The organism is Aeromonas sp. 30P (genome assembly GCF_051919805.1).
Lineage (GTDB): Bacteria > Pseudomonadota > Gammaproteobacteria > Enterobacterales > Aeromonadaceae > Aeromonas > Aeromonas veronii.
The window spans coordinates 3,824,817-3,847,658 of record NZ_JBQBEA010000001.1; the positions used below are offsets into that span (position 1 = coordinate 3,824,817).

Annotated in this window: 20 protein-coding genes, 3 pseudogenes and 1 riboswitch; of the genes and pseudogenes, 13 read left to right on the forward strand and 10 right to left on the reverse strand. The window is 59.9% G+C overall.

The window, feature by feature from the left end; all coding sequences use genetic code 11:
- Positions 1-7 precede the first annotated feature (7 nt).
- Complete coding sequence (locus tag ACTG2B_RS17810; protein WP_439996540.1) at positions 8-184, forward strand: hypothetical protein; 177 nt, start codon at positions 8-10, stop codon at positions 182-184.
- Positions 185-354: 170 nt separating this feature from the next.
- Here ACTG2B_RS17810 and ACTG2B_RS17815 read toward each other — a convergent pair whose 3' ends face one another.
- The gene (locus ACTG2B_RS17815; RefSeq protein ID WP_439996541.1) at positions 355-1,572 is read right to left on the reverse strand and encodes a tyrosine-type recombinase/integrase; all 1,218 of its coding nucleotides are present in this window, start codon (positions 1,570-1,572) and stop codon (positions 355-357) included.
- A gap of 270 nt (positions 1,573-1,842) precedes the next feature.
- Between ACTG2B_RS17815 and ACTG2B_RS17820 the strand changes: the two genes are divergently transcribed.
- The 4 genes from ACTG2B_RS17820 (at position 1,843) to ACTG2B_RS17835 (ending at position 5,428) form a co-directional block, all read left to right on the forward strand.
- On the forward strand, positions 1,843-2,724 hold the full coding sequence (locus ACTG2B_RS17820; protein ID WP_439996542.1) for a DMT family transporter: 882 nt from the start codon (positions 1,843-1,845) through the stop codon (positions 2,722-2,724).
- A gap of 258 nt (positions 2,725-2,982) precedes the next feature.
- A complete protein-coding gene (locus ACTG2B_RS17825) occupies positions 2,983-3,801 on the forward strand; it encodes a DUF3100 domain-containing protein (protein ID WP_439996543.1) in 819 nt (272 codons plus the stop codon).
- Entirely contained in the window at positions 3,798-4,247 is a 450-nt protein-coding gene (locus ACTG2B_RS17830) for a hypothetical protein (RefSeq protein ID WP_033114935.1), read from the forward strand. The genes ACTG2B_RS17825 and ACTG2B_RS17830 overlap by 4 nt, the downstream gene beginning before the upstream one ends.
- Positions 4,247-5,428 carry a M20 metallopeptidase family protein gene (locus ACTG2B_RS17835; protein ID WP_439996544.1) on the forward strand — a complete coding sequence of 394 codons (1,182 nt, stop codon included), beginning with the start codon at positions 4,247-4,249 and terminating at the stop codon, positions 5,426-5,428. The genes ACTG2B_RS17830 and ACTG2B_RS17835 overlap by 1 nt, the downstream gene beginning before the upstream one ends.
- Before the next feature lie 90 nt (positions 5,429-5,518).
- Here the strand turns inward: ACTG2B_RS17835 and ACTG2B_RS17840 are convergent, their stop codons facing one another.
- The 8 genes and pseudogenes from ACTG2B_RS17840 to ACTG2B_RS17875 all read right to left on the reverse strand — a co-directional run bounded on the left by ACTG2B_RS17840 (position 5,519) and on the right by ACTG2B_RS17875 (position 12,493).
- Entirely contained in the window at positions 5,519-6,478 is a 960-nt protein-coding gene (locus tag ACTG2B_RS17840; protein ID WP_100654501.1) for a LysR substrate-binding domain-containing protein, read from the reverse strand.
- Positions 6,479-6,613: 135 nt separating this feature from the next.
- On the reverse strand, positions 6,614-7,240 hold the full coding sequence (locus ACTG2B_RS17845) for a LysE family translocator (RefSeq protein WP_439996545.1): 627 nt from the start codon (positions 7,238-7,240) through the stop codon (positions 6,614-6,616).
- Positions 7,241-7,344: 104 nt separating this feature from the next.
- Positions 7,345-7,839, reverse strand: a complete 495-nt coding sequence (ilvN, locus tag ACTG2B_RS17850; protein WP_005311605.1) for an acetolactate synthase small subunit — start codon at positions 7,837-7,839, stop codon at positions 7,345-7,347.
- Entirely contained in the window at positions 7,839-9,557 is a 1,719-nt protein-coding gene (locus ACTG2B_RS17855; RefSeq protein WP_279499959.1) for an acetolactate synthase 3 large subunit, read from the reverse strand. The genes ilvN and ACTG2B_RS17855 overlap by 1 nt, the downstream gene beginning before the upstream one ends.
- 390 nt (positions 9,558-9,947) lie before the next feature.
- A complete protein-coding gene (locus tag ACTG2B_RS17860) occupies positions 9,948-10,100 on the reverse strand; it encodes a hypothetical protein (RefSeq protein ID WP_005339147.1) in 153 nt (50 codons plus the stop codon).
- 37 nt (positions 10,101-10,137) lie between these two features.
- Positions 10,138-11,247 (reverse strand): MJ1255/VC2487 family glycosyltransferase, encoded by a 1,110-nt coding sequence (locus ACTG2B_RS17865; protein ID WP_005349173.1) that lies wholly within the window; start codon positions 11,245-11,247, stop codon positions 10,138-10,140.
- Complete coding sequence (locus ACTG2B_RS17870; RefSeq protein WP_439996546.1) at positions 11,244-11,747, reverse strand: phosphatase PAP2 family protein; 504 nt, start codon at positions 11,745-11,747, stop codon at positions 11,244-11,246. Before ACTG2B_RS17870 ends, ACTG2B_RS17865 begins: the two co-directional genes overlap by 4 nt.
- A 126-nt stretch (positions 11,748-11,873) precedes the next feature.
- Positions 11,874-12,493 (reverse strand): annotated as a pseudogene (locus tag ACTG2B_RS17875) (TetR/AcrR family transcriptional regulator).
- 408 nt (positions 12,494-12,901) lie between these two features.
- On the opposite strand from ACTG2B_RS17875, the gene leuA reads away from it, so the two are divergent.
- The 5 genes and pseudogenes from leuA (at position 12,902) to ACTG2B_RS17900 (ending at position 18,831) form a co-directional block, all read left to right on the forward strand.
- A complete protein-coding gene (leuA, locus tag ACTG2B_RS17880) occupies positions 12,902-14,464 on the forward strand; it encodes a 2-isopropylmalate synthase (RefSeq protein WP_005341192.1) in 1,563 nt (520 codons plus the stop codon).
- A 192-nt stretch (positions 14,465-14,656) separates the two neighbouring features.
- A complete protein-coding gene (gene leuB / locus ACTG2B_RS17885) occupies positions 14,657-15,742 on the forward strand; it encodes a 3-isopropylmalate dehydrogenase (protein ID WP_429215983.1) in 1,086 nt (361 codons plus the stop codon).
- A 33-nt stretch (positions 15,743-15,775) separates the two neighbouring features.
- A pseudogene (gene leuC, locus ACTG2B_RS17890) lies at positions 15,776-17,172 on the forward strand (3-isopropylmalate dehydratase large subunit).
- 12 nt (positions 17,173-17,184) lie between these two features.
- Positions 17,185-17,784, forward strand: coding sequence for a 3-isopropylmalate dehydratase small subunit (gene leuD / locus ACTG2B_RS17895; protein ID WP_047436255.1), 600 nt, complete (start codon positions 17,185-17,187; stop codon positions 17,782-17,784).
- Positions 17,785-17,901: 117 nt separating this feature from the next.
- Positions 17,902-18,831, forward strand: a complete 930-nt coding sequence (locus tag ACTG2B_RS17900) for a transglutaminase domain-containing protein (protein WP_236324256.1) — start codon at positions 17,902-17,904, stop codon at positions 18,829-18,831.
- 30 nt (positions 18,832-18,861) lie between these two features.
- On the opposite strand, the gene ACTG2B_RS17905 is transcribed toward ACTG2B_RS17900, so the two are convergent.
- Positions 18,862-19,152 carry a PilZ domain-containing protein gene (locus tag ACTG2B_RS17905; RefSeq protein WP_005339160.1) on the reverse strand — a complete coding sequence of 97 codons (291 nt, stop codon included), beginning with the start codon at positions 19,150-19,152 and terminating at the stop codon, positions 18,862-18,864.
- Positions 19,153-19,241: 89 nt separating this feature from the next.
- A riboswitch (TPP riboswitch) is annotated at positions 19,242-19,332 on the forward strand.
- Between the two features lie 60 nt (positions 19,333-19,392).
- Between ACTG2B_RS17905 and thiB the strand changes: the two are divergent.
- The 3 genes and pseudogenes from thiB (at position 19,393) to thiQ (ending at position 22,768) form a co-directional block, all read left to right on the forward strand.
- Positions 19,393-20,372 (forward strand): annotated as a pseudogene (gene thiB, locus ACTG2B_RS17910) (thiamine ABC transporter substrate binding subunit).
- On the forward strand, positions 20,369-21,991 hold the full coding sequence (gene thiP / locus ACTG2B_RS17915) for a thiamine/thiamine pyrophosphate ABC transporter permease (RefSeq protein ID WP_439996956.1): 1,623 nt from the start codon (positions 20,369-20,371) through the stop codon (positions 21,989-21,991). Before thiB ends, thiP begins: the two are co-directional and overlap by 4 nt.
- A gap of 81 nt (positions 21,992-22,072) precedes the next feature.
- Entirely contained in the window at positions 22,073-22,768 is a 696-nt protein-coding gene (gene thiQ / locus ACTG2B_RS17920; protein ID WP_439996547.1) for a thiamine ABC transporter ATP-binding protein, read from the forward strand.
- Positions 22,769-22,842: the final 74 nt, after the last annotated feature.

Sequence of the window (22,842 nt, forward strand, 5' to 3'; positions counted from 1 at the left end):
GGTCTCAATGAAGCAATACCAAAACTGGTTGGCCCAGTATCTGATTTGTCGTCGTGATAACGATCATGCCATGGCCGCAGAATTGGCACAGAGCATCTGTGCTTTCTGGCAGGCCAGAGGCGATAAGGTTGAGCATACCAAGTGGCAGAAGGTCTATCAGGAGCACCTGCAACAGACCACCTGACAGGCAAGGCTAATGGCCAGGGAAGGCGCCGCATCAGCTACATGCCCATCAGGTGGCTGCGTAGCATAGCGGAGCAGTCTGCAAAATACAGCAAAAGTAAATGGAGGGTACACCGGGTGTACCCTCCATTTACACAGTCTACAAATCACTGAAGAAAGATCTGTGCTCCCCTACCCCACTTGTAGATGCACAATATTGTCTGGCGGTTGTTCTGAAGGTTTTAAAATCCCTCCCCACAACTCCAGAGCCATTTTTTGTTCCGGTAACCGAACCGTATGAACATAGTGAGCCATTACACCAGGTAGAGCATGACCTAAAATTTGTTCCACGACATGGGGGGCAATCCCAGCCTCGTTTAGCCGGGTCGCTAAGCTCCTTCGCAGATCGTGCCATGTCCAAGGGGCGCTATGCCCGATCCGTTTCCAAATCCCCCTTCCCCACTGACTTACCGCTTCTGGTCGCTTGAGCTCCCCTAGCAAGTATAAGGATGACTGTGCGGCGGCAGCTTTCAGCATGGCGTCTATCGTCGGCCGAATAAAATCAGGTATTGGTCTCACGATTTTATTACCTGTTTTCGAATTGGACGCAGGAACGGTCCATGTACCTTCGACTAGATTCCATTCTTCGGGGGCTGATAGCCGAGCTTCTTGGGTTCTTGCGCCGAACGACAACAGAATCTTGGCCAAATTTCCGTAGTAGCAATATGGACCTAGCTTCTCAGCCCAATCCCATAGTGTGCGCAGTTCTTCTAGCGTCAGAACCCTATCTCGCTTACTCGCTTTTTGCCCAACATCAGCGACGGTCAAATCGTCCAACGCATTACTGACTGCAAACTGTCTGACACGGCAAAATTTCAGAGCATGCTTACAGTTTTGGAAACAATATCCACTAGCCACAGGAGCTACCTTCGAGTACTCGTCAAAGACGCTCAACCAGTGACGAGTATCACAATCTGACAAGGGAAGATCTCCGATACGGGGATAGACCCACTTCGCAAATTGCTGGCGATGCTTCTCACTGTTCGACCTTTTCTTATCGGCGTGATGGCAGAGCCAATACTCGAGTGCATCTTTAACCGTAACAGGCTTAAGCCTTTCATCTTTACCGATCCGCGTCATCAAGGCGGGATCATTGCCCTCTTCTAACCAAGCTCGACATTGCGCCGCCTTTTTCCTTGCTTCGGAAAGCGACAGCCCCCCCTCCTGGCCGGTATAGGAGCCCAGAGTCAGGTTTTTTGCCTTGCCTAAAATTCGATAGCGGTACACGAAGCTGACTTTTCCGCTATTCCTCCACAGAACAGATAGCCCATCCCTGTCCGCAACCTTTCTGGGCGTATCATCATCGTGACCACGCAACATTGCTTTGAGTTTTGAATCTGAGATTGCCATTTTGAACCCACACTTGAACCCACACCTGTCTTATATCCCCTAAGATAACTTTAGACAAGAATGGAAAATTAAATGATATAGATCAATTAGATATACCTAAATCACAGACGACATAAAACAGCATTAGACAGGCGGTACGATAATACGGCATGAACTGATTGCTGGCCGCGAGCCGCGACGGCGGTTCAAGGCAGATGCGAAAGGCGCCAGGTAGCAATACCTGGCGCCTTTCCTTTATGCTCTCCCCTCCATTTCACCATGACGACCCCGATGAACCGCACTCCCCTGCTGCTGATGGTACTGGTCACCCTGCTGGCCGCTGCTGGCTGGCTCTTCTCGAAAGAGGCGATCCGCGAACTGCCCCCTGCCGCCTTTATCGGCAGCCGCTTCCTGCTGGCGGCGCTGCTGTTGCTCCCCTTGGCTTGGTTGCGTGAACCGCCGCCGACTCGCGCCCAACTGGTGCGCGCTGCCGGTTGCGGCACATTGCTCGGTGCCAGCCTGCTGCTGTGGGTCACCGCCATCAGCCAGAGCGATGCGCTGGGCAGCGGCGCCTTTATCATGAGCGTCGCCACCCTGATGGCCCCGCTGGCCGCATGGGGAGCCTTTCGGGCCAAGCCCGGCCGCCACTACTGGCTCACCCTGCCCATCGCCATCGCCGGTTTGCTGCTGCTCTCCAGCAGTACCCACTGGGGCGTGTCACTCTCGCTGTTCTGGTTTCTGGCGGCGGCCACCACCCTCGGTATCCAGCTTGCCGTCCATCGCCACTTCGCCCAATCTATTGCCCCCACCTGGCTCACCTGCATCCAGCTGGCGATGACCGGCCTGCTCGGCACCCTGCTCTCCCTGCTGACCGAACAGTGGCCCGAGGCTGGAGTCAGCCACGGCATCTGGGGCTGGTTTGCGGCGAGCGTCTTGATCGCCACCACCCTGCGCTACTGGCTGCTCACCCATGCGTTGAGCAAGATGACCACCGCCCACGCCGCCCTGATGATGCTGCTGGAGCCGATCTGGACTCTGCTGCTGAGCACCCTCTTCTATAGCGAACCCCTCGGCGGCGCCAAACTGGCCGGTGCCGGACTGGTACTCGGCGCCCTGGTGCTCTACCAGCTTCCCCTGCTGTTGCGCAGCGCACGGCTCAAAACGCCCGTCTGATACGCGTCACCGCCCTGCGGGGCGGTGTCACCATTTCCCTCCTGTTTGCTTATCTTGTCCTGCCAATGCTGACGTTCTGTTAACGGCCTTTAACCCTTGGTATCCAGAGGGTTAAAGGGCATACCCCATGAAAAAATGCCATATGGCCAGCTTGATGAAGGTCACATACCTGCCCCTCTTAGCTCCCTATGATGCCCCCATCATCGGTCTGGACAATCCTGACGATGGCCACACATGGGAATAACAAGAGAAAAGACTATGCAGCAAACCAGCCCCCTCAAGACGGTCACGGTCAGCATATTGGCAACCGCCATGCTGATCTTTGTGGCCCAGTACCTGATAGGCAAGCAGGAGATCAAGATAGGCATCGCCATCATTCCGATCCTGCCGATGCTCTTTGCCGTCATCATCGGCATGATTGTCTCCGCCAAGCCGGTCAAGGATCGCATCCCCGGCTGGAAGCAGCTCTTCACCGAAAAAGAAGAGGGCTTCTGCGGCAAAATGGTAGGCTTCAGCCTGCTGATCCTGGGTACCCAGTACGCGGGGATGATCATCCCCAACCTGAAGATGATCCTGAGCGTCGGCGTGCCGCTGTTCCTGCAGGAGATTGGCAATCTGCTGCCGATCCTGATCGCCATTCCGCTGGCGGTGAAGTTCGGCTTTGGCCGCCGCGCCATCGGGGCCTGCTCCTCCATCAGCCGTGAGCCGTCCGTTGCGGTAATTCAGGGCAAGTTCGGCACCGGCTCCCAGGAGTACATCGGCGTGCTGGCCATCTACCTGTGCGGCTCCGTCATCGGCACCCTCTGGTTCAGCGTGCTGGGCAGCATCGCCCCGCTCACCGGTCTGCACCCGCTGGCTCTGGCTGCCGGCTCCGGTGTGGGCTCAGGCTCCATGCTGAGTGCCGCTTCCGGCGCCCTGATCAACGGTCTCGACGAAGCACTGGCTCAGCAGGTGCTGAGTATCGCGGCAGCCTCGAACCTGCTCTCGTCTGCCCTCGGCGCCCTCTCCCTCACCTATCTGGGTCTGCCGCTCGCTGAAAAAATCTATGCCCTGACTACCAAAGGAGAGAAAGCATGAAAAGCATCGTAATGGATATGCGGTTCGTCTTTCTGGCGATCCTGCTGGCTATGTTTACCCAGACCCTGACCACCGGCACTCCGCTCTGGCTGATGGGTGACAGCTTCATCGCCATGTCACTGGTGGTGTTCGCTTCGCTGATTGCCAAGCGCTACCTGCCCTCATCCCTGCCGGCATTTGCCTATGCCACCATCATCGGCATTCTGATCTGCCTGCCGGAGACCCCGGTGCGCGGCCTCTTCATTGATGCCGTCGCCAAGATCTCCTTCCTCTCCTGCTGCGTACCGCTGCTGGCCTTTGCCGGTCTCTCGGTGGGTGGTCAGCTGGAAGAGCTGAAGAAGATGTCCTGGAAAGTGATCCTGATCTTCATGATCGTCTCCACCTGCTGCTTCTTCGGCGCCTCGCTGGTGGCCCAACTCGGCTTCTCCATTCAAGGGATCATCTGATGAACAACATCCACATTGAACCGGCCCTGCTGGCCCTGCGCGACTTCAGTCAGGAAGTGCGCCACCATCTGCACACCATTCCGGAAGCCTCCGGCGTCGAGTTCAAGACCTCAGCCTACTGCCACGAGCTGATGGCAAGCTTTGGCTACCGTCTCACCGACTACCCGGGCTTCACCGGTTTCCACGGCGATCTGGTGGTTGACCCGGTGCTGCCGACCATCGCCTTCCGTGCCGACATGGATGGCCTCGAGATGCACGACATGAGCGAGGTTGCGTTCAAGTCGACCCACGAGGGAATGGCCCACAACTGCGGTCACGACTCCCATATGGCGATCGCCCTGACCGCAGCCAAGTTTCTGGCCGCCAACCGCGATCGCCTGCAGTACAACGTCCGCTTTATCTTTCAGATGGCGGAAGAGGACATGCGGGTGCCTGGAGCCGAGAAGATGGTGGAACTGGGCTGCATGAAGGGGGTGGACGAGGTCTATGCCCTCCATAACGACGGCGCCATGGAGACCGGCACCATCAAGTTCAACCACGGTGTGATGTCCTCCTGGGGCTCTGCCTGGACGCTGGATGTGCACGGTATCTCCGCCCACGGCTCGACCCCCCACAAGGGGCTGGATGCCATCCGCGAAGCGGTGCGGATCATCGAGGACATGGACTACATCGTCGCCAAGCGCACCAGTCCGTTCAGCCCGGCGGTATTTGGCTGCGGCATGATCAACGGCGGCACCATCCCCAACGCCATCGCCGACCATGTGCAGGCGCGCGGCACCATCCGTGCCATGGATGCCGAGACCGACCAGATCCTGAAGAACAGCTTCAAGGAGATCGTGGCCCAGAGCGAACTGCGCGGCTTCAAGACCAAGATGGTCTATGCCGGGTATCCGGCTGTCGAAAACCACGCCGATGCCTGCGCCCGTCTGCTGCAAGCGGCCGCCGATGTATTGCCCTCTGAGGGGATCAACGCTCAGGGGCAGCCGATGACCGGCAGCGAAGATTTCAGCTACATGGTTAACGCCTGCCGTGGCCGCAAGGGGGCCATGTTCTTCCTCGGCAGCGGCTGTCAGGCCAAGGGGATCTGCAACTACCTGCATGCGAATCCCTACTACCTCGATGACGACTGCCTGCTGGTCGGAGCCCAGATCTTTATCAATCTGGCGACCCGCAGCGCTTAATCCCGCATACCGATAAAACCAGAAGAGAGGCCAAGGCCTCTCTTTTTTTGTCTCTGTATTTTTGCTCTGTGTACGACAAACAACCCGCGGTTAAAGCCATGGCAACTCCGCCATATTGGCAGCGGGCGGCTGGTTGATAAGGTGCAGCTGCACCGTCTCCCGGCTGATATGGGGGGCGTAGAGGTGGATAAAGTCGTACATGTAGTCACGCAAATGGGCATGTTTGCGCAGGCAGATGTGGGTGGCGCTCGAGGCGATCAGGTGGTCGATATTGAGACTCACCAGATCCTCCCTGTCCCCCTCGTCAAAGGCCACGCTTGCAATCACCCCGACCCCCATTCCGAGCCGGACGTAGTGCTTGATCACATCGGTATCGGTGGCGGTCAGCACGGTTTTCGGCGACAGGCCGTGGCGGCTGAAAGCCTTGTCCATCTTGGATCGGCCGGTAAAGCCGAATACATAGGTGATGAGGGGATAGCGGGCCAGATCCGCCATTGACAGCGGCTGGCAGTCGATCAGCGGATGACCGTGCGGCACCACTACGCTGCGCCCCCAACGATAGCAGGGCACCGCGGCCAGCTCATCGAACAGATACATGGACTCGGTGGCGATCGCCATATCCACATCGCCGCTTTGCACCATCTGGGCCAGTTGGGCAGGCGCCCCCTGATGGAGCTGGATCGCCACGTCAGGGTAGCGACGACTGAACTCGGTGATCACCGCTGGCAGCTTGTAGCGGGCCTGGGTGTGGGTGGTGGCGATACGCAGCACCCCGCTGGTGGCCAGCTGCTCCCCCAGCGACAGCTGGTTGATCTGCTCCACCTGTGCCACCACCCCCTTGGCCAACTCCATCACCTGCTCGCCTGCGCTGGTCAAACCGACCAGATTCTTTCCCTTGCGGGTAAAGAGGGCGAGCCCGAGCTCATCTTCCAGCATCTTCATCTGCTTGCTGAGGGTGGGCTGGGAGGTGTAGAGCTTCTCCGCCGTCGCCGAGATGTTGAAGTTGTTCTTCACGATCTCGGTAAAGTTCTTGAGCCGGGCGATGTTCATCTGGGCAAGGGATCTCGCTGCTGCGGCCAGCAAATGCTGGCGTTTATAAGAGAGCGCGGGAGAGACCCGCAGCTAACAGCCGACCATACCACAGCGCGCAGCACGATAATCTGCCTCAGGTCAGAAAGCGGCGAGCTAGTCGCTGGCGAGCTTGATCCCGAGCCCGACAAACAGGGTGCCGATGCCCCGGTTGAGCCAGCGACCGAGACGCTGCGACAACCGTACCTTGTGGCTGGCATAGACGGTGGTAAAGACCAGCAGGTGACACCAGATGATGCCGCCCAGATTGAAGATGCAGCCAAGCAGAATAAAGGCGAGCGCCTTGTCGGGGGCATCCGGTGCGATGAACTGGGGTACGAAGGCGAGGAAAAAGAGCGCCACCTTGGGGTTGAGCACATTGGTCAGCACCCCCTGCCAGTAAATCTGGTCATAGGAGAGGGCAGGCAGGGTGGCCCCTCTCTCCATTGCACCCGTTGCTTGCTGGCGCAGCAAGGAGAACCCCAGATAGAGCAGGTAGATGGCGCCAGCCAGCTTGATAAGGGCAAACAACTCGGCCGAGGCGCTGAGCAGGGCCGACAGACCCAGCGCCGCCGCCAGCACATGCACCATGACACCGGTGCCAATACCCAACGTCGCGACCGAACCGGCACGCCACCCTTGCGAGCCGCTGCGCAGCATGACCAGCAGGGAGTCCGGCCCCGGCATGATATTGAGCAGCAACCCCGAGATCATAAACAGTGCAAGATCATGAATACCGAACATCACCCCTCCCCTCGTAAAGCGAAACCAAACAAAGAGGGCTCCGCAGAGCCCTCTTTCCTTTCACTCTGCGGCAGCTGACGAGTCATCAGCTGTCCCGCCAGCCATCAGGGCCGCAACGCCTTGTCCGCCCGAGAGATACCGCAGACGCCGGAGCGCACCACTTCGATGATCTCGTTGGTCTGGGCCGCAGTCTTGATAAAGGCATCCAGCTTCTCGCTGGTACCCACCAGCTGCACCGTGTACTGCTCGGGGGTGACGTCGACGATCTGGCCACGGAAGATATCCGCCAGCCGTTTCAGCTCGTCACGGGCCCCACCGGCAGCGCGCGCCTTGACCAGCGCGATCTCCCGCTCGATATGCTCCCCTTCACTCAGGTCGCACACCTTGAGCACATCCACCAGCTTGTGCAGCTGCTTCTGGATCTGCTCCAGCACCCGCTCGTCACCCATGGTGACAATGGTCATGCGCGACAGGGTGGGATCCTCGGTCGGCGCCACCGTCAGGGTCTCGATGTTGTAGCCACGCTGGGAGAAGAGGCCCACCACGCGGCTCAGGGCGCCGGATTCGTTCTCCAGCAGTACTGAAATGATGTGTCTCATCAGGTTCTCTCCGTCTTGCTCAGCCACATCTCGTCCATGGCGCCAAACTTTATCTGCATCGGATAGACGTGCTCATCCGGGTCGACCGAGATATCCATGAACACCAGCCGATCCTTCATGGCGAAGGCTTTCTCCATGGCGCTCTCCAGCTCGGCCGGATCGCTCACCGCGATGCCGACGTGGCCGTAGGCTTCCGCCAGTTTGACGAAGTCCGGCAGGGACTCCATGTAGGAGTGGCTGTGACGGCCGCCGTAGAACATCTTCTGCCACTGCTTGACCATGCCCAGCGCACGGTTGTTGATGGAGATGATCTTGATGGGCACTCCGTACTGCATGCAGGTAGAGAGCTCCTGAATGTTCATCTGCACCGAGCCATCGCCGGTGACGCAGCAGACCACCGCATCCGGGTTGGCAAACTGGGCCCCCATGGCAGCCGGAATACCGAAGCCCATGGTGCCGAGGCCCCCTGAGTTGATCCACTGGCGCGGTTTGGCAAACGGGTAGTAGAGGGCAGCAAACATCTGGTGCTGGCCCACGTCGGAGGCAACGAACGCCTGACCCTGAGTCACCTTGTAGAGGGTCTCGATAACCTGTTGCGGCTTGATCTGGGTGGCCGACTTTTCGTAGGCCAGACAGTGACGGGAGCGCCACTGGTTGATCTGGCTCCACCAGTCCACCAGCGCCTCCTTGTCGTTATCGAAGCCACACTCGCGGATCACTTCCAGCATCTGCTCCAGCACGGTTTCCACCGAGCCGACGATGGGCACATGGGCCTGCACCGTCTTGGAGATGGAGGTGGGGTCGATATCGATATGAACCACGGTCGCATTGGGGCAGAACTTGGCCACGTTGTTGGTGACACGGTCATCGAAGCGGGCACCCACGGCGAAGATGAGATCCGCGTTGTGCATGGTCTTGTTGGCTTCGAAGGTGCCGTGCATCCCCAGCATGCCGATAAATTGCGGATGGACACCGGAGAAAGCCCCCAGCCCCATCAGGGTGGTGGTCACCGGCAGGTTCAGCAGCTCCGCCAGTTTGGTCACCAGATGGTCCGCATTGGCGTTGATGGCGCCACCGCCCACGTACATCACCGGGCGCTGGGCTTCTACCAGCAGCTTGGCAGCCCGCTTGATCTGCCCTTTATGGCCAGACTTGGTCGGGTTGTAGGAGCGCAGGGAGACCGTCTCGGGATACTGGTAGGGGAATTTTTCTTTCGGGTTCTGCACATCTTTGGGCAGATCCACCACCACCGGCCCCGGGCGGCCGCTGGCTGCAATGTAGTAGGCCTTCTTGATGGCCTCAGGGATATCGCTCGCCTTCTTGCACAGGAAGCTGTGCTTCACCACCGGGCGGGAGATACCGATCATGTCGGTCTCCTGGAACGCATCCTCACCGATCATGCTGGTCGGCACCTGGCCGGAGAGGATCACCAGCGGAATGGAATCCATATAGGCGGTGGCAATACCGGTAATGCAGTTGGTCGCTCCCGGGCCTGACGTTACCAGCACAGTCCCCACCTTGCCGGTGGAACGGGCGTAACCGTCAGCCATGTGAACCGCGGCCTGCTCGTGCCGCACCAAGACATGCTCCATCTTGCCGTTTTCGAAGAGAGCGTCATAGATGTCGAGCACTGAGCCACCAGGGTAGCCGAAGACGTGCTCAACTCCCTGATCTTCCAGCGCTCTAACCACCATCTGGGCGCCTGATAACATCTCCATGATAAAGCCCTCCAGGCTTTGCTCCGTTTAGCGAATCCCGCCGACGATGCCGTGCTTCCCGGCACGGCCCGATCCGTTTCTTGTTGTTATCTGAATGCAGATCGGCCCAATTCAGCCCCGTCGACAGTAGAAAAAAAGGATTTTTCCGTCATTCACCCGAAAATAGGGTGAAAAACCAACTTAACCCGCTTCATAACGCTTGTCCACGGCTTTATCTGACCAGAACAGTCATACATTTCAACCGGCTATTAACATTCAATGACTTGCCGCAGCGACCATGAGACAAAAGGGAAGGAAGTCGGGGAATGGCCAGCGGATCATTCCGCAGAGGGGAAAAACAGCCACAAAAAAGCCCACCGCTCAGCGATGGGCTTGATGCCGAATGATGACTCAGTTCTCCTGATCCGGCTCCGCCAACCAGATCTGCTGATCAGGATCGGTCTCTTCACTGACCGAAATGCTGACACCCATATCGAGCAACTCGTGCAGGGTGAGATTGTCAGCCAGGTTCATGACTTCGCCGTTTTCATTGGTAAAGCGCATTTGCTCCGTCCTCTCCTTGGTGGGATCGCCTTTCAGTCTAGTCAACAACGCTCACTTGCGATAACCAGCAACTGGATAAACAGTCGCCCCCATCCAGCTCGCTCAGGCGATCACTCACCTCCTCCGGAAACAGGGTGCGCGCCCAGAGCCGCCGTGACAGAGAGGCCACGCTCTCGTCCGCGCCCGCCGCCAGCCAGCGGGCCAGCTCCCCCGCTACATCGGGGTAACAGACAGCCCCCGGCGAGGCGCTGTCGAGCCAGGTGCGCACCAGATTGGCATCGAGCACATCCATCAGGGTCGCCAGTCCCATCATCTCGAGGGTCTTGCCGTTGGTCAGCTGCTCGAACTGGCCGCCGAGGGGTTTGACCAGCAGCTTCTTGCCAAGGGTGAGCGCCTCGGAAGCCAGCTCGAAACCCGCGTTGGAGATGACGCCGCGACAACCGGCCAGTACGGCGATAAACCCGTGCCGCGATGGTGGTTCGAAGCGCAGGTTGCGCCATTGGCTAGGGGTACGAATGGCGGGGTGAAAGCAGACGAAGCGCTGCTGACCAAAGCGCGACAACAGGGCGGCGATCGCCTCGGTCTGCTCGAATGGCAGATAGACCAGGATCTCGCCGTTATCCGGTGCGGCGGCGATAGGGTCGATCACCGGCGGCAACAAGGGGTGACCGAAGTGAAACCAGTGCAGCCCGAGCGGCTGATCCACAGGAGCAAAGTGGCGCATCAGCTGGCGGCTGACCCCATCCTCTCCCCAACGCGGTATGGGCCAGTTGAAGCTGGCCTGATGACTGACGGTGAGGCTCGGCTTGCCATAGCGGCGGGCAGCGTGGGCGGTCAGCGGCTCAAAATCGCTCACCACCAGATCGTATTCGCTGCAATCGAGAGACCGCAGATCCCGCCAGAAGGTGAGCGGCGAGGCGGCTTGCAGGGTGCGCCACGGAGAAACTCGCCCCTCGTGGCTGACAAAAGTGAGGCCGGGAAAGGCGCGGTAGGCGCCGAACTCCTCCATGTCGAAGTAGCGGTCGGCAGGGCGGCCGCTGAAGAGATAATCCACCTCGACCCCTGCTGTGCGCAGCGCCCGCGCCAGGGTGCGACTGCGACTGATATGACCGTTGCCGGTGCCTTGCACCCCAAACAGTATCCTCATGAGTGGCTCCAGCTGAGCGCCAGCACGGCGCAACCGCCCCCCAGCAGGGCACCGGCTACCAAATCACTCAGATAGTGTACCCCGAGCAGCAGCCGGGATGCCCCCACCAGCGCCGCCCAACCAAACAGCAGGGGTGCCCAGAGCGGAAAGCCGGTGGCCAGTATGGTGGCCATCAGAAAAGCGGCGGCGGTGTGGCCGGAGGGGAGGCTGTAGCGATCGGAAGGGGTGATAAAGACCGGCAAGCCGACCGGCCGTTGCCGTTTCAGGCTGTTTTTCAGCAGCAGATAGAGGGGCAGTTCGATGGCAAATGCAAGCAGCGCCAGCCGCACCAGTTCCCGTTCTGTCTCACCCTGCCACCAGAGCAAGGCGGCCAGCACGGCGTAAAGCGGACCATCACCGGTGCGGGAAATGAGGCGACTCACCCTCGCCTGCTGCCGGTTGTAGCCGTGAAGCAGGCAGACCCGACACACCTGCAGGTCCCATTGCTGGATCTTGTTCATATCCCCTCCTTCCCTGAATTCTGCTTGCAGAGTAAGAAAGCGGGATGACGTTACGTTGAACAAGGGATAACAGATTTATGAAAAAAGGGCCGAATGGCCCTTTTTAATCTCGATGTTGCGGCAAAATCAGTGGCTGCCGCGCAGACCGGTCTCCATCAGACGGCAGTTGTGGTCTGCCAGACGGGCCATGAAGTGCTCATCCACTTTCAGGCCAAACACCTGCTCGTAGAGATCTTTCATCACGAACGGCTGCCACATCATGCTGAGGAAGGAGATCTTCAGCATGTCGGATCCAGGTTGTCACCCAGCTCACCGTTGGACTTCATGGTTTCCAGCAGGGCATCGAACTGCGGCAGCTGGCGTTCCAGCAGGCGGTTCAGCACAAAATCCCGGCCCGGGCTCTTCTCGGTCGACAATGCGCTGGAGATGGCAGAGGTCAGCTCGCTGTTGGGCGCCATCACCTGATAGTAGGTATTGAGCAGCTCGTTGAGGCTGTGATTGCTGTGTTCATCTTGCCAGGCATGGTCGAGGGGCTCGGCGACATCGCCCAACACCGCTTTGTAAAGACCCTCTTTACTGCCGAAGTAGTAGTGGATCATTGCCAGATTGGAGCCAGCAAGCTCCGCGATTTCGCGTGTAGTCACCTTGCTATAGGGAGTATTGAGAAAACGCTCACGGGCGGCAGCAAGCAACTTGTCACGAATGTCAGAACGTCCGACCGGACGACCAGGTCTACGTTTTTCCATTTAACACCTCAGATAATTCAGCCAATGCTGATAAGTCGATCTGGTTGTGCAGAGAATAGAGCACAGCAGGAATGACCAGATAATCGGTCATGGGCCGAATATGGGACAAGGAAATTTGCAATCCTTTACAATCCGATTAAATACGTCAGCAGATTGCCCCTGACCTTCCGTGTTGACACAGCATAAAAATCTCGATATTGGTAAAAGCGTTATCGACTGGAAGGAATAACAACGTCATGCATATCGCCACCCCGCTACTACTAATCTCCCTAATCGCGTTAACTCGCGCGGGATCCTTGTAGCCGGGCTAAGGCATAGCCGGAATTTACAAAAACCCGTGCACACTGCACGGGTTTTTTTATGCCGCCGCAGGATGCACGTTACCGAACTTAGGAAGAGGGAAGTCACATGTCAGATCGGGTCATCATATTCGACACCACCTTGCGTGATGGTGAGCAGGCCCTGGCGGCCAGTTTGACAGTCAAGGAGAAGCTGCAGATCGCCCAGGCACTGGAGCGGCTCGGTGTCGACGTCATGGAGGTGGGCTTCCCGGTCTCCTCTCCCGGCGATTTTCAATCGGTGCAGACCATCGCCCGCCACATCAAAAACAGCCGGGTCTGCGCTCTCGCCCGCGCCCTGCCCAAGGATATCGACGCCGCCGGTGAAGCCTTGCGGGTCGCCGAGGCGTTTCGAATCCACACCTTTATCTCCACCTCCTCCATCCATGTGGAGAGCAAGCTGAAAAAGAGCTTCGAAGATGTGCTGGAGATGGGGGTCGGCGCCATCAAGCACGCCCTGCGCTACACCGACGATGTGGAGTTCTCCTGCGAGGATGCGGGCCGCACCCCGATAGACAACCTGTGCCGCATGGTGGAAGCCGCCATCAAGGCCGGCGCCCGCACCATCAATATCCCCGATACCGTGGGCTACACGGTGCCGACCGAATTCTCCGGCATCATCCACACCCTGTTCAACCGGGTACCCAACATCGACAAGGCGATCATCTCGGTCCACTGCCACGATGATCTGGGGCTCTCGGTGGCCAACTCCATCGGCGCGGTGCAGATGGGGGCCCGCCAGATCGAGTGCACCATCAACGGCATCGGCGAACGGGCGGGCAACTGCTCGCTGGAAGAGGTGGCTATGATCCTCAAAACCCGTGCCGACCTGCTGGGGGTGCAAACCAATATCCGCCACAACGAAATTCATCGCACCAGCACGCTGGTCAGCCAGCTGTGCAATATGCCGGTGCAGCCCAACAAGGCGATCGTCGGGGCCAACGCTTTCTCCCATAGCTCCGGCATCCATCAGGATGGGGTGCTCAAGGCGAAAAATACCTACGAAATCATCACTCCCGAGAGCATCGGCCTGACCCAGAACAACCTCAACATGACCTCCCGCTCCGGCCGCCACGTCATCAAGCACCGGATGGAGTCCATGGGCTATGCCGAGAGTAGCTACGACCTCGACCACCTCTACGGCAAGTTCCTGACCTTGGCCGACAAGAAGGGGCAGGTGTTCGACTACGACCTCGAAGCGCTGGCCTTCTTCAGCCAGATCCACGAAGAGCCGGAGCACTTCAAGCTGGAGTACCTCGGGGTCCAGAGCGGCAGCTCGGTGCTGGCCACCGCCTCGGTCAAATTGAAGGTGGGGCAGGATCTGATCTGTGAAGCGGCCACCGGCAATGGCCCGGTGGATGCGGTCTACCAGTGCATCAACCGCATCACCGGCTATGAGATCCGCATCGACAAATATGCCCTCAAGAGCAAGGGCGAAGGGGAAGATGCCCTCGGTCAGGTCGATATCGTCGCCGAGTACAAAGGGCGCAAATTCCACGGCATGGGGCTGGCCACCGACATCATCGAATCCTCGGCCCACGCCCTGCTCCATGTGATCAACAGTATCTGGCGCGCCGATCAGGTGGCCGAGCAGATGGAACGCAATAACAGCATCAAATCAGAAACCGTCTGAACAGGGCTCGGAACCAAACAGACGGGATGGAATGACAGCATCACATCGGAAACCGTCTGAGCAGGACTCGCAGCCACACAGACGGCATGGAATGACAACATCGGGACGGGGAACGTCTGAACCGGCAACCGCGCACAGATTAGCGAAAACCGGACAGAGGGATCTCAAAGACAATATCAGGATGGAGAGTGTATGAGCAGTTATCGGATCGCAGTATTGCCGGGTGACGGCATTGGCCCGGAAGTGATGGCCGAGGCCGTCAAGGTGCTGGAGAAGGTGCAGGCAAGGTTCGGCCTCGTCTTCGAGTATGATCACCACGACGTGGGCGGCATCGCTATCGACAACCACGGCACCCCGCTGCCGCAAAGCACCATCGCGGGTTGTGAAGCGGCCGATGCCGTGCTGTTTGGCTCGGTGGGCGGCCCGAAATGGGAACATCTGCCCCCCAACGATCAGCCTGAGCGTGGCGCACTGCTGCCCCTGCGCGCCCACTTCAAGCTGTTCTGCAACCTGCGTCCGGCCCGTATCTATACCGGTCTGGAACAGTTCTCCCCGCTGCGCGCCGACATCTCCGATCGCGGTTTTGACATCGCCTGTGTGCGCGAGCTGACCGGTGGCATCTACTTCGGCCAGCCCAAGGGGCGCGAGGGAGAAGGGGCGAACGAGAAGGCGTTCGACACCGAGGTCTACCATCGCTTCGAGATTGAGCGCATCGCCAAGATAGCGTTCGAATCGGCTCGCGTGCGCCGTGGCAAGGTCACCTCCATCGACAAGGCCAACGTGCTCGCCTCCTCCATTCTGTGGCGCGAAGTGGTGACCGAGGTAGCCAAGTCCTATCCGGACGTGACGCTGAACCATATGTATATCGACAACGCCACCATGCAGCTCATCAAGGATCCGTCCCAGTTCGACGTGCTGCTCTGCTCCAACCTGTTTGGTGACATTCTCTCTGACGAGTGCGCCATGATCACCGGCTCCATGGGGCTGCTCCCCTCTGCCAGCCTCAACGAATCGGGTTTCGGCCTGTTCGAACCGGCCGGTGGTTCGGCCCCGGATATCGCCGGCAAGGGTATTGCGAATCCCATTGCCCAGATCCTCTCAGCCGCCCTGATGCTGCGCTACAGCCTGGGCCAGGAAGCCGCAGCTCAAGCCATCGAGCAGGCCGTGGCCCAGACCCTGGCCGAGGGTTACTTCACCGCCGACCTGCATCAGGCCAGCGCCCGCCACCCGGTGCAGAGCACGTCCGAGATGGGTAGCCAGATCGCCGCCCGGATCTGAGCCGCATAACAGAGAACAAGGAAGAGAGAAGCAATGGCCAAGACCCTCTATCAGAAAGTATTCGACGCCCACGTGGTACGGGAAGTGGAGGGGGAGACCCCCCTCATCTACATCGACCGCCATCTGGTGCATGAAGTGACCAGCCCGCAGGCATTCGACGGCCTGCGCGCCATGAACCGCCAGCTGCGCCGCCCGGATCTGACTTGGGCTACCATGGATCACAACGTCTCCACCACCACCAAGGACATCGCCGCCTCCGGCGAGATGGCCCGCATCCAGATGGAGACGCTCGCCGAAAACTGCAAGGAGTTCGGGGTTCGTCTCTACGATCTCAACCACAAATATCAGGGGATCGTCCATGTGATGGGCCCCGAGCTCGGCATCACCTTGCCCGGCACCACCATCGTCTGCGGCGACTCTCACACCGCCACCCACGGCGCCTTCGGCTCACTGGCGTTCGGCATCGGCACTTCCGAAGTGGAACATGTGATGGCGACCCAGACCCTGAAACAGGGTCGCGCCAGGACCATGCGCATTTCGGTCAACGGCAAGCTGGCCGAGGGTATCAGTGCCAAGGACGTAGTGCTGGCCATCATCGGTCAGGTTGGCCATGCCGGTGGTACCGGCTACGTGGTGGAATTCGCTGGCGAGGCCATTGCGGGCCTCTCCATGGAAGGGCGGATGACGGTGTGCAACATGGCCATCGAGCTGGGTGCCAAGGCGGGGATGATTGCCCCCGACCAGACCACCATCGACTACATCCGTGGCAAGGAGTTCGCCCCCAAAGGCGAGGCGCTGGAGCAGGCCATCGCCTACTGGCAGAGCCTCAAGAGCGATGAAGGTGCCCGTTTCGATGCCGAAGTAGTGCTGGATGCCGCCGATATCGCCCCGCAGGTCACCTGGGGGACCAACCCGGGCCAGGTGATTGCCGTTAATGAACCCATTCCGTCACCGGAATCCTTCAACGACCTGATGGAACAGCAATCCGCCCGCAAGGCGCTCGCCTACATGGACTTGCAACCGGGTCAGAAGCTCTCCGACGTTGCCATCGACAAGGTGTTTATCGGGTCGTGCACCAACAGCCGCATCGAGGATCTGCGCGCCGCCGCCGCCATCGCTCGCGGTCGCAAGGTAGCCGCTGGCGTGCAGGCGCTGGTGGTGCCGGGTTCCGAGCAGGTGAAGGCGCAGGCCGAAGCCGAGGGGCTGGACAAGATCTTCATCGAGGCCGGTTTTGAGTGGCGCCTGCCCGGCTGCTCCATGTGTCTGGCCATGAACAACGACCGGCTGCAACCGGGGAGCGCTGCGCCTCCACCAGCAACCGCAACTTCGAAGGGCGTCAGGGCCGCGCCGGCCGCACTCATCTGGTGAGCCCGGCCATGGCCGCCGCCGCCGCCGTCACCGGCCGCTTCGCCGACATTCGCGCACTGTAAGAGGACATTTCGATGACAGGATTCAAACAGCATAAAGGGATCGTCGTCCCCCTCGACAGCGCCAACGTCGACACCGACGCCATCATTCCCAAACAGTTTTTGCAAAAAGTAAACCGCATTGGTTTTGGCAAGCACCTGTTCCACGACTGGCGCTTTCTGGACGATGCCGGCCAGCAGCCAAACCCCGAGTTTGTACTGAACCAGCCGCAATTCGCCGGTGCCAGCATTCTGCTGGCCCGCGAGAACTTCGGCTGCGGGTCTAGTCGCGAGCACGCCCCCTGGGCGCTGGCCGACTACGGCTTCAAGACCATCATAGCCCCGAGCTTTGCCGACATTTTCTACGGCAACGCCATCAACAATGGCATGGTGCCGGTGCGCCTGAAGGAGAAGGAGGTCGATGCCCTGTTCCTGCTGGTGGCCGCCAAACCGGGCATCGAGATCGAGGTGGATCTGGAGGCCAATCAGGTACGTGCAGGTAGCCTCTGCTTCGGTTTCGAGATCGATGAATTCCGCCGTTACTGTCTGCTCAACGGCTTGGATGCCATCGGTCTGACCCTGCAGCACGAGGCCGCCATCAGCGCTTTTGAGGCGAAGCAGCCGAGCTGGATTTAACGCGCCAGTTGCAAAAAAACGAGTAGAATCAACAGGGAGCTTCGGCTCCCTGTTTTACTGTCCGCGACACTTCCCACTTTGGGCCACCGGAACTGGCCCGTGCCACAGGAAAGGATGATGAAGAGACCGACGGCAATTCCTCTGCTCTGTGCCCTGCTGCTTGCCCTGCCTGCGGGGGCCAGCCAAACCAGCTTCAACAACAGCCTCGGCCAGATCAGCGTCGGCTGGCAGGATAGCGAAGGCAAACCCCAACAGCTCACCTACCGGCTCGAACAGGGCAAGTTGCCGCCCCTTATCGCCTATCGCCCGGCCAGAATGCAGGAGGAGGTGTTGCAGGTGTTGCTGCGGAAGGTGCGCCAGAACTACCCCGAGGTGCAGTTCACCCTCGCCCGTCCCTCGCTGGAGCTGCATCTGAAAAGCCGCAATCAGGACAAGGCGCGCGAGGCGATGGCCTTTCTGCAGTCCAAGCGGAGCAAAGAGGAGCAGGCGTGGCTGACCAAACACTACTTCCAGTACTTCAACACCCCGGACGGGCAGCTGGCGGTGAAGCAGGACCATGTGCGCATCGCGCTGGAGAGTCGCAGCGGGCTGGCTCCGCTGGCGGATCAACTCAAACAGCAGGGCAGTACCGAAACAGAAGCGCGCCAGAAAACCGTGGCCCATATGCTCACCTTTATCCAGAGCATCCCCTATCAGCAGCTCGATAGCCTGAACGGCAGGCAGGGCAAGGGATTTCTATCTCCCCGTCAGGTGCTGGAGCAGAACCGGGGTGATTGCGACAGCAAGGTAACCCTGATGGCCGCCATGCTGGCTCAGCTCTTTCCCGAGCTGAAACAGGCCATGGTGTTCGTCCCCGGCCATGCTCTGCTGGCCGTTGACCTGCCCGCCAAGCCGGGGGATGTGACCCTCAACTGGCAGGGGCAGAACTACCTGCTGCTCGAACCTACCGGCCCCGCCACCTTGCCTGCGGGCCAAATAGCATCGACCAGCAAAACGCTGGTCGATAGCAAGCAGTTGAGTGTGCAGCCGGTTCAGGAGAAAGGCTAATCCCCTCCCTCTGCCGATGGGGAGAGAGGATTAACCCTGAGGCAGAAACTCTACCGCCAGCAGCAACCCGCTCTCCTCCTCCAGCACCCGGATAATACGGGCATGGGCTTCAAAGGGGGGCAACAGGTTGTTGTTGGTGGCAAGACTGATCCGGATGGGCTGATTGATGTCGAGCTGGTGTTCAGAGACCGCAATCCCCATGCCGTTGGCACTGAGATCCCGGCAGATCCCCTCCAGCACCAGCTGCTGCTGATAGACGGTGACCGGAGCATTGATGACCATGCGCGCAAAGGCACGCCTTTCCTTGGTATTGGTAAGCACGCGAACATCCTCTGTTGGGTGGGCGTCATCTCATGGGTATTGCACAATTGTGCTGGTCTACCCAAAAGAACGTTAATACAATGCGGTTCGTTTCTCAAACGGGGTGCGGTTTACCGCTGAGATTATACCCGTGTACCTGATCCAGATAATGCTGGCGGAGGAATTTGAGGCATGGCGCTCATTTTTTGCGCCCTCACCCGCTGGCACCTCGTTATTAACAAGTAATAGGGAGTGCCACCCATGAAGACCCTGCTGCTGGTCACCACCGGCCTGCTGTCGGCCAATGTGTTCGCCGCCGACACCCTCACCGTCTACACCTACAGCTCTTTCACTGCCGAGTGGGGTCCGGGGCCCAAGATCAAACAGGCCTTCGAGAAAGCGTGCACTGCACCCTCAATCTGGTTCCCCTCGAAGATGGTGTCGCCATCCTCAACCGGCTGCGGCTGGAGGGCAACCACAGCAAGGCCGATCTGGTGCTGGGGCTTGACGATGCCCTCATCAGCGAAGCCAAACAGAGCGGCCTGTTCACCCCCCATCCCGCCAAGCTGGATGGCATCAAGGTGCCGGGTGGCTGGCAGGATGACACCTTCGTCCCCTACGACTACGGCTACTTCGCCTTCATCTATGACAAAGACAAACTCAAGCAGCCGCCCAAGAGCCTGAAAGAGCTGCTGGAGCGCCCCGATCTCAAGGTGATCTATCAGGATCCCCGTACCTCCACCCCGGGGCAGGGGTTGATGCTGTGGATGAAGTCTATCTACGGCGACAAGACGCCTGCAGCCTGGGCCGAGCTTGCCAAAAAGACGGTCACCGTCACCAAGGGGTGGTCAGAGGCCTATGGCATGTTCCTCGATGGTGAAGCGGACATGGTGCTCTCCTACACCACCTCACCGGCCTATCACCTGATTGCCGAGAACAAGCCCCAGTATCAGGCTGCGGCGTTTGAAGAGGGGCACTACCGTCAGGTAGAAGTAGCCGCCAAGCTTAAGAGCGCCAAACAGGGGAAGCTGGCTGACCAGTTCCTGCAATTTATGGTGAGCCCCGCCTTCCAGAACGAGATCCCGACCGGCAACTGGATGTATCCCGTTATCGACACGCCGCTGCCCAAGGGCTTCGAGCAGATGATCACCGTAGCCAAGCCGCTCGCCTTCAGCAGCGATGAGGTGGCCGCCAATCGCAAAGGGTGGATCCGCGAGTGGCTGCAAGCCGTCACCCAGTGAACCGTTATCTGAAACCACAGGCTCGTCCTCTCTGGTGGCTGCCGGGCAGTGCAGCCACCCTGTTGATCCTGTTGCTGTCCCTCGGGCCGCTGGCGGCCCTGTTGTGGCAGGCCGGTTCGCTGGCGCCCCGCTCCCTGCTCGCAGACCCTTATCTGCGCCATGTGCTGGGATTCAGTCTGGGGCAGGCGCTGCTCTCCACCCTGCTGAGCTTGGGGCTGGCCATTCCGGTGGCCCGCGCGCTGGCGCGGCGCCGTTTCATTGGCCGCACCCTGCTGATCAAGTTGTTTGGCCTCTCGCTGGTACTGCCGGTCATCATCGCCATCTTCGGTATCGTGGCTGTCCACGGCAAACAGGGATGGCTGCAGCAGCTGCTGCGCACCTTGGGGCTGGATCCCGGCAATTATCTCTACGGCCTGTTCGGTATCCTGCTGGCCCACGTCTTCTTCAACATGCCACTGGCGGCCCGGCTGATGCTGCAGAGCATAGAGAGCATCCCCGAATCGAGCTGGCGCCTCGCCAGCCAGCTCGGCATGCGCTCATCCCATATCTTCCGGCTGCTGGAGTGGCCGCTTATTCGCGGCATATTGCCGGGGCTTGCCAGCCTCATCTTCATGCTCTGCTTCACCAGCTTCACTACCGTGCTGGCGCTGGGAGGCGGGCCGAAATCAACTACCCTGGAGGTGGCCGTCTATCAGGCGCTGCGCTTTGACTTCGATCTCGCCACCGCGGGCGGATTGGCGCTGGTGCAGCTCATCCTGACCGCCGCCCTGCTCGCCCTGCAGCACAAGCTGCAGAGCCCCCCGGCCAGCAGGGTGACACCCCGTCGCCCCTGCCTGCGACCGGATCGCCATCAGCCGGGCACGGCCGTGGTGGATCTGCTCTCGCTCGGTATCGGGCTCGCCATCTTTCTGCCACCGCTGCTGGCTATCGTGGTGGCCGGCCTCCACCCCGGCCTGCTGACGGCGCTCACTTCCGCCAAACTGTGGCAGGCGAGCGGCCAGTCGCTGCTGATTGCACTGGCGGCAGGCACCCTGGCGACCCTGCTCGGCAGCGGCCTGCTGCTCACCAGCCGTCACCTCAAGGTACGCACCCGCCAGCGGCGGGCTGCCGCTCTGTGGGAGGCAAGCGGCTCGGTGATCCTGATGATCCCGGCAGTGGTGCTCTCCACCGGTCTCTTTATCCTGTTTATGCCCTTTGCCGATGTGTTCGCCCTCGGCCCCTGGCTGGTGGTGCTGGTCAACGCCCTGATGGCGCTACCCTACGTGCTGCGCACCCTCTCCGCCCCCATGCAGCTGGTGGTGCGCCAATACGACCGGCTGGCGGATAGCCTGGGGGTACGCGGCCTGCATCGCCTGCGACTGGTGGAGTGGCCGCTGCTGCGCCGCCCGCTGGCACTGGCGATGGCGCTGTCGATGATCCTCTCGCTGGGGGATCTCGGCGCCATCGCCATGTTTGGCTGTCAGGAGCTCACCACCCTGCCCTGGCTGCTCTACCAGCAGCTCGGCAGCTACCGATTGACCGAGGCAGCAGCCACCGCTCTGCTGTTGCTGACACTCTGTTTCTCCCTGTTCTGGCTGGTGGAGCGGGGACTTGGAGGAAAAAATGGCGAGCAACATTGAGATACTAAACGCCTTGCGCCCCTGTGCCAGCGTTTCTGCGGCTGTTCCGGCTGGTGGAACGGACCCTTTGAGGAGGAAAACATGCTGAACATTGATACGCTGGTGACCAGCTACCCCGACTGGCGAGTCAGCTTCAGCGCGACTCTGCCCAAGGGGGAGATCACCGCGCTGATTGGCCCAAGCGGCGCGGGCAAGTCGACCCTGCTCGGGATGATCGCCGGCTTCGTGCCGGTGGAATCAGGCCGCCTCAGTTTCGATGGTGAAGACCTGCTGCCACTGGGCCCCGCCGAGCGGCCAGTCACCACCCTGTTTCAGGATCACAACCTGTTCCTCCACCTGTCGGTGTTCGACAACATCGCCATCGGCTTGCACCCGGGTCTGCGCCTCAGTGCAGCCCAGCGTACACAGGTGATCGATGCAGCCGAGCGGGTCGGTCTTGGTGAGATGCTCAACCGCCTGCCGGAGCAGCTCTCCGGCGGCCAGCAGCAGCGAGTCGGGCTGGCCCGTGCGCTGGTGCGGGGCAAACCGCTGCTGCTGCTGGATGAGCCCTTCTCTGCCCTCGATCCCGCCCTGCGCCGCGAGATGCTGGCCGAAGTGGCGAGGCTAGCCTGCGAACAGGGCATTACCGTACTGATGGTCTCCCACAATCCGGAAGATGCCCAGCTGATTGCCGATCAGGTGCTGTTTGTCGACGAGGGCCGCATCGCCCTGCAAGGCAAGCCGGATATTCTGCAAAACAGTGACCACCCGGGGCTGCTGCGCTACCTGGGTCAATAGCCCTTGGCACAAGACTGCGCCGGGATCAAAAAGGGAGGCCGATTGGCCTCCCTTTGTATCTGGAAATATTCAGT

Excerpts from the sequence above, each read along its gene's own strand:
- ACTG2B_RS17810 (WP_439996540.1), top strand. The coding sequence starts at position 8 with ATGAAGCAATACCAAAACTGGTTGGCCCAGTATCTGATTTGTCGTCGT.
- ACTG2B_RS17815 (WP_439996541.1), bottom strand. The coding sequence starts at position 1,572 with ATGGCAATCTCAGATTCAAAACTCAAAGCAATGTTGCGTGGTCACGAT.
- ACTG2B_RS17820 (WP_439996542.1), top strand. The coding sequence starts at position 1,843 with ATGAACCGCACTCCCCTGCTGCTGATGGTACTGGTCACCCTGCTGGCC.
- ACTG2B_RS17825 (WP_439996543.1), top strand. The coding sequence starts at position 2,983 with ATGCAGCAAACCAGCCCCCTCAAGACGGTCACGGTCAGCATATTGGCA.
- ACTG2B_RS17830 (WP_033114935.1), top strand. The coding sequence starts at position 3,798 with ATGAAAAGCATCGTAATGGATATGCGGTTCGTCTTTCTGGCGATCCTG.
- ACTG2B_RS17835 (WP_439996544.1), top strand. The coding sequence starts at position 4,247 with ATGAACAACATCCACATTGAACCGGCCCTGCTGGCCCTGCGCGACTTC.
- ACTG2B_RS17840 (WP_100654501.1), bottom strand. The coding sequence starts at position 6,478 with ATGAACATCGCCCGGCTCAAGAACTTTACCGAGATCGTGAAGAACAAC.
- ACTG2B_RS17845 (WP_439996545.1), bottom strand. The coding sequence starts at position 7,240 with ATGTTCGGTATTCATGATCTTGCACTGTTTATGATCTCGGGGTTGCTG.
- ilvN (WP_005311605.1), bottom strand. The coding sequence starts at position 7,839 with ATGAGACACATCATTTCAGTACTGCTGGAGAACGAATCCGGCGCCCTG.
- ACTG2B_RS17855 (WP_279499959.1), bottom strand. The coding sequence starts at position 9,557 with ATGGAGATGTTATCAGGCGCCCAGATGGTGGTTAGAGCGCTGGAAGAT.
- ACTG2B_RS17860 (WP_005339147.1), bottom strand. The coding sequence starts at position 10,100 with ATGCGCTTTACCAATGAAAACGGCGAAGTCATGAACCTGGCTGACAAT.
- ACTG2B_RS17865 (WP_005349173.1), bottom strand. The coding sequence starts at position 11,247 with ATGAGGATACTGTTTGGGGTGCAAGGCACCGGCAACGGTCATATCAGT.
- ACTG2B_RS17870 (WP_439996546.1), bottom strand. The coding sequence starts at position 11,747 with ATGAACAAGATCCAGCAATGGGACCTGCAGGTGTGTCGGGTCTGCCTG.
- leuA (WP_005341192.1), top strand. The coding sequence starts at position 12,902 with ATGTCAGATCGGGTCATCATATTCGACACCACCTTGCGTGATGGTGAG.
- leuB (WP_429215983.1), top strand. The coding sequence starts at position 14,657 with ATGAGCAGTTATCGGATCGCAGTATTGCCGGGTGACGGCATTGGCCCG.
- leuD (WP_047436255.1), top strand. The coding sequence starts at position 17,185 with ATGACAGGATTCAAACAGCATAAAGGGATCGTCGTCCCCCTCGACAGC.
- ACTG2B_RS17900 (WP_236324256.1), top strand. The coding sequence starts at position 17,902 with ATGAAGAGACCGACGGCAATTCCTCTGCTCTGTGCCCTGCTGCTTGCC.
- thiQ (WP_439996547.1), top strand. The coding sequence starts at position 22,073 with ATGCTGAACATTGATACGCTGGTGACCAGCTACCCCGACTGGCGAGTC.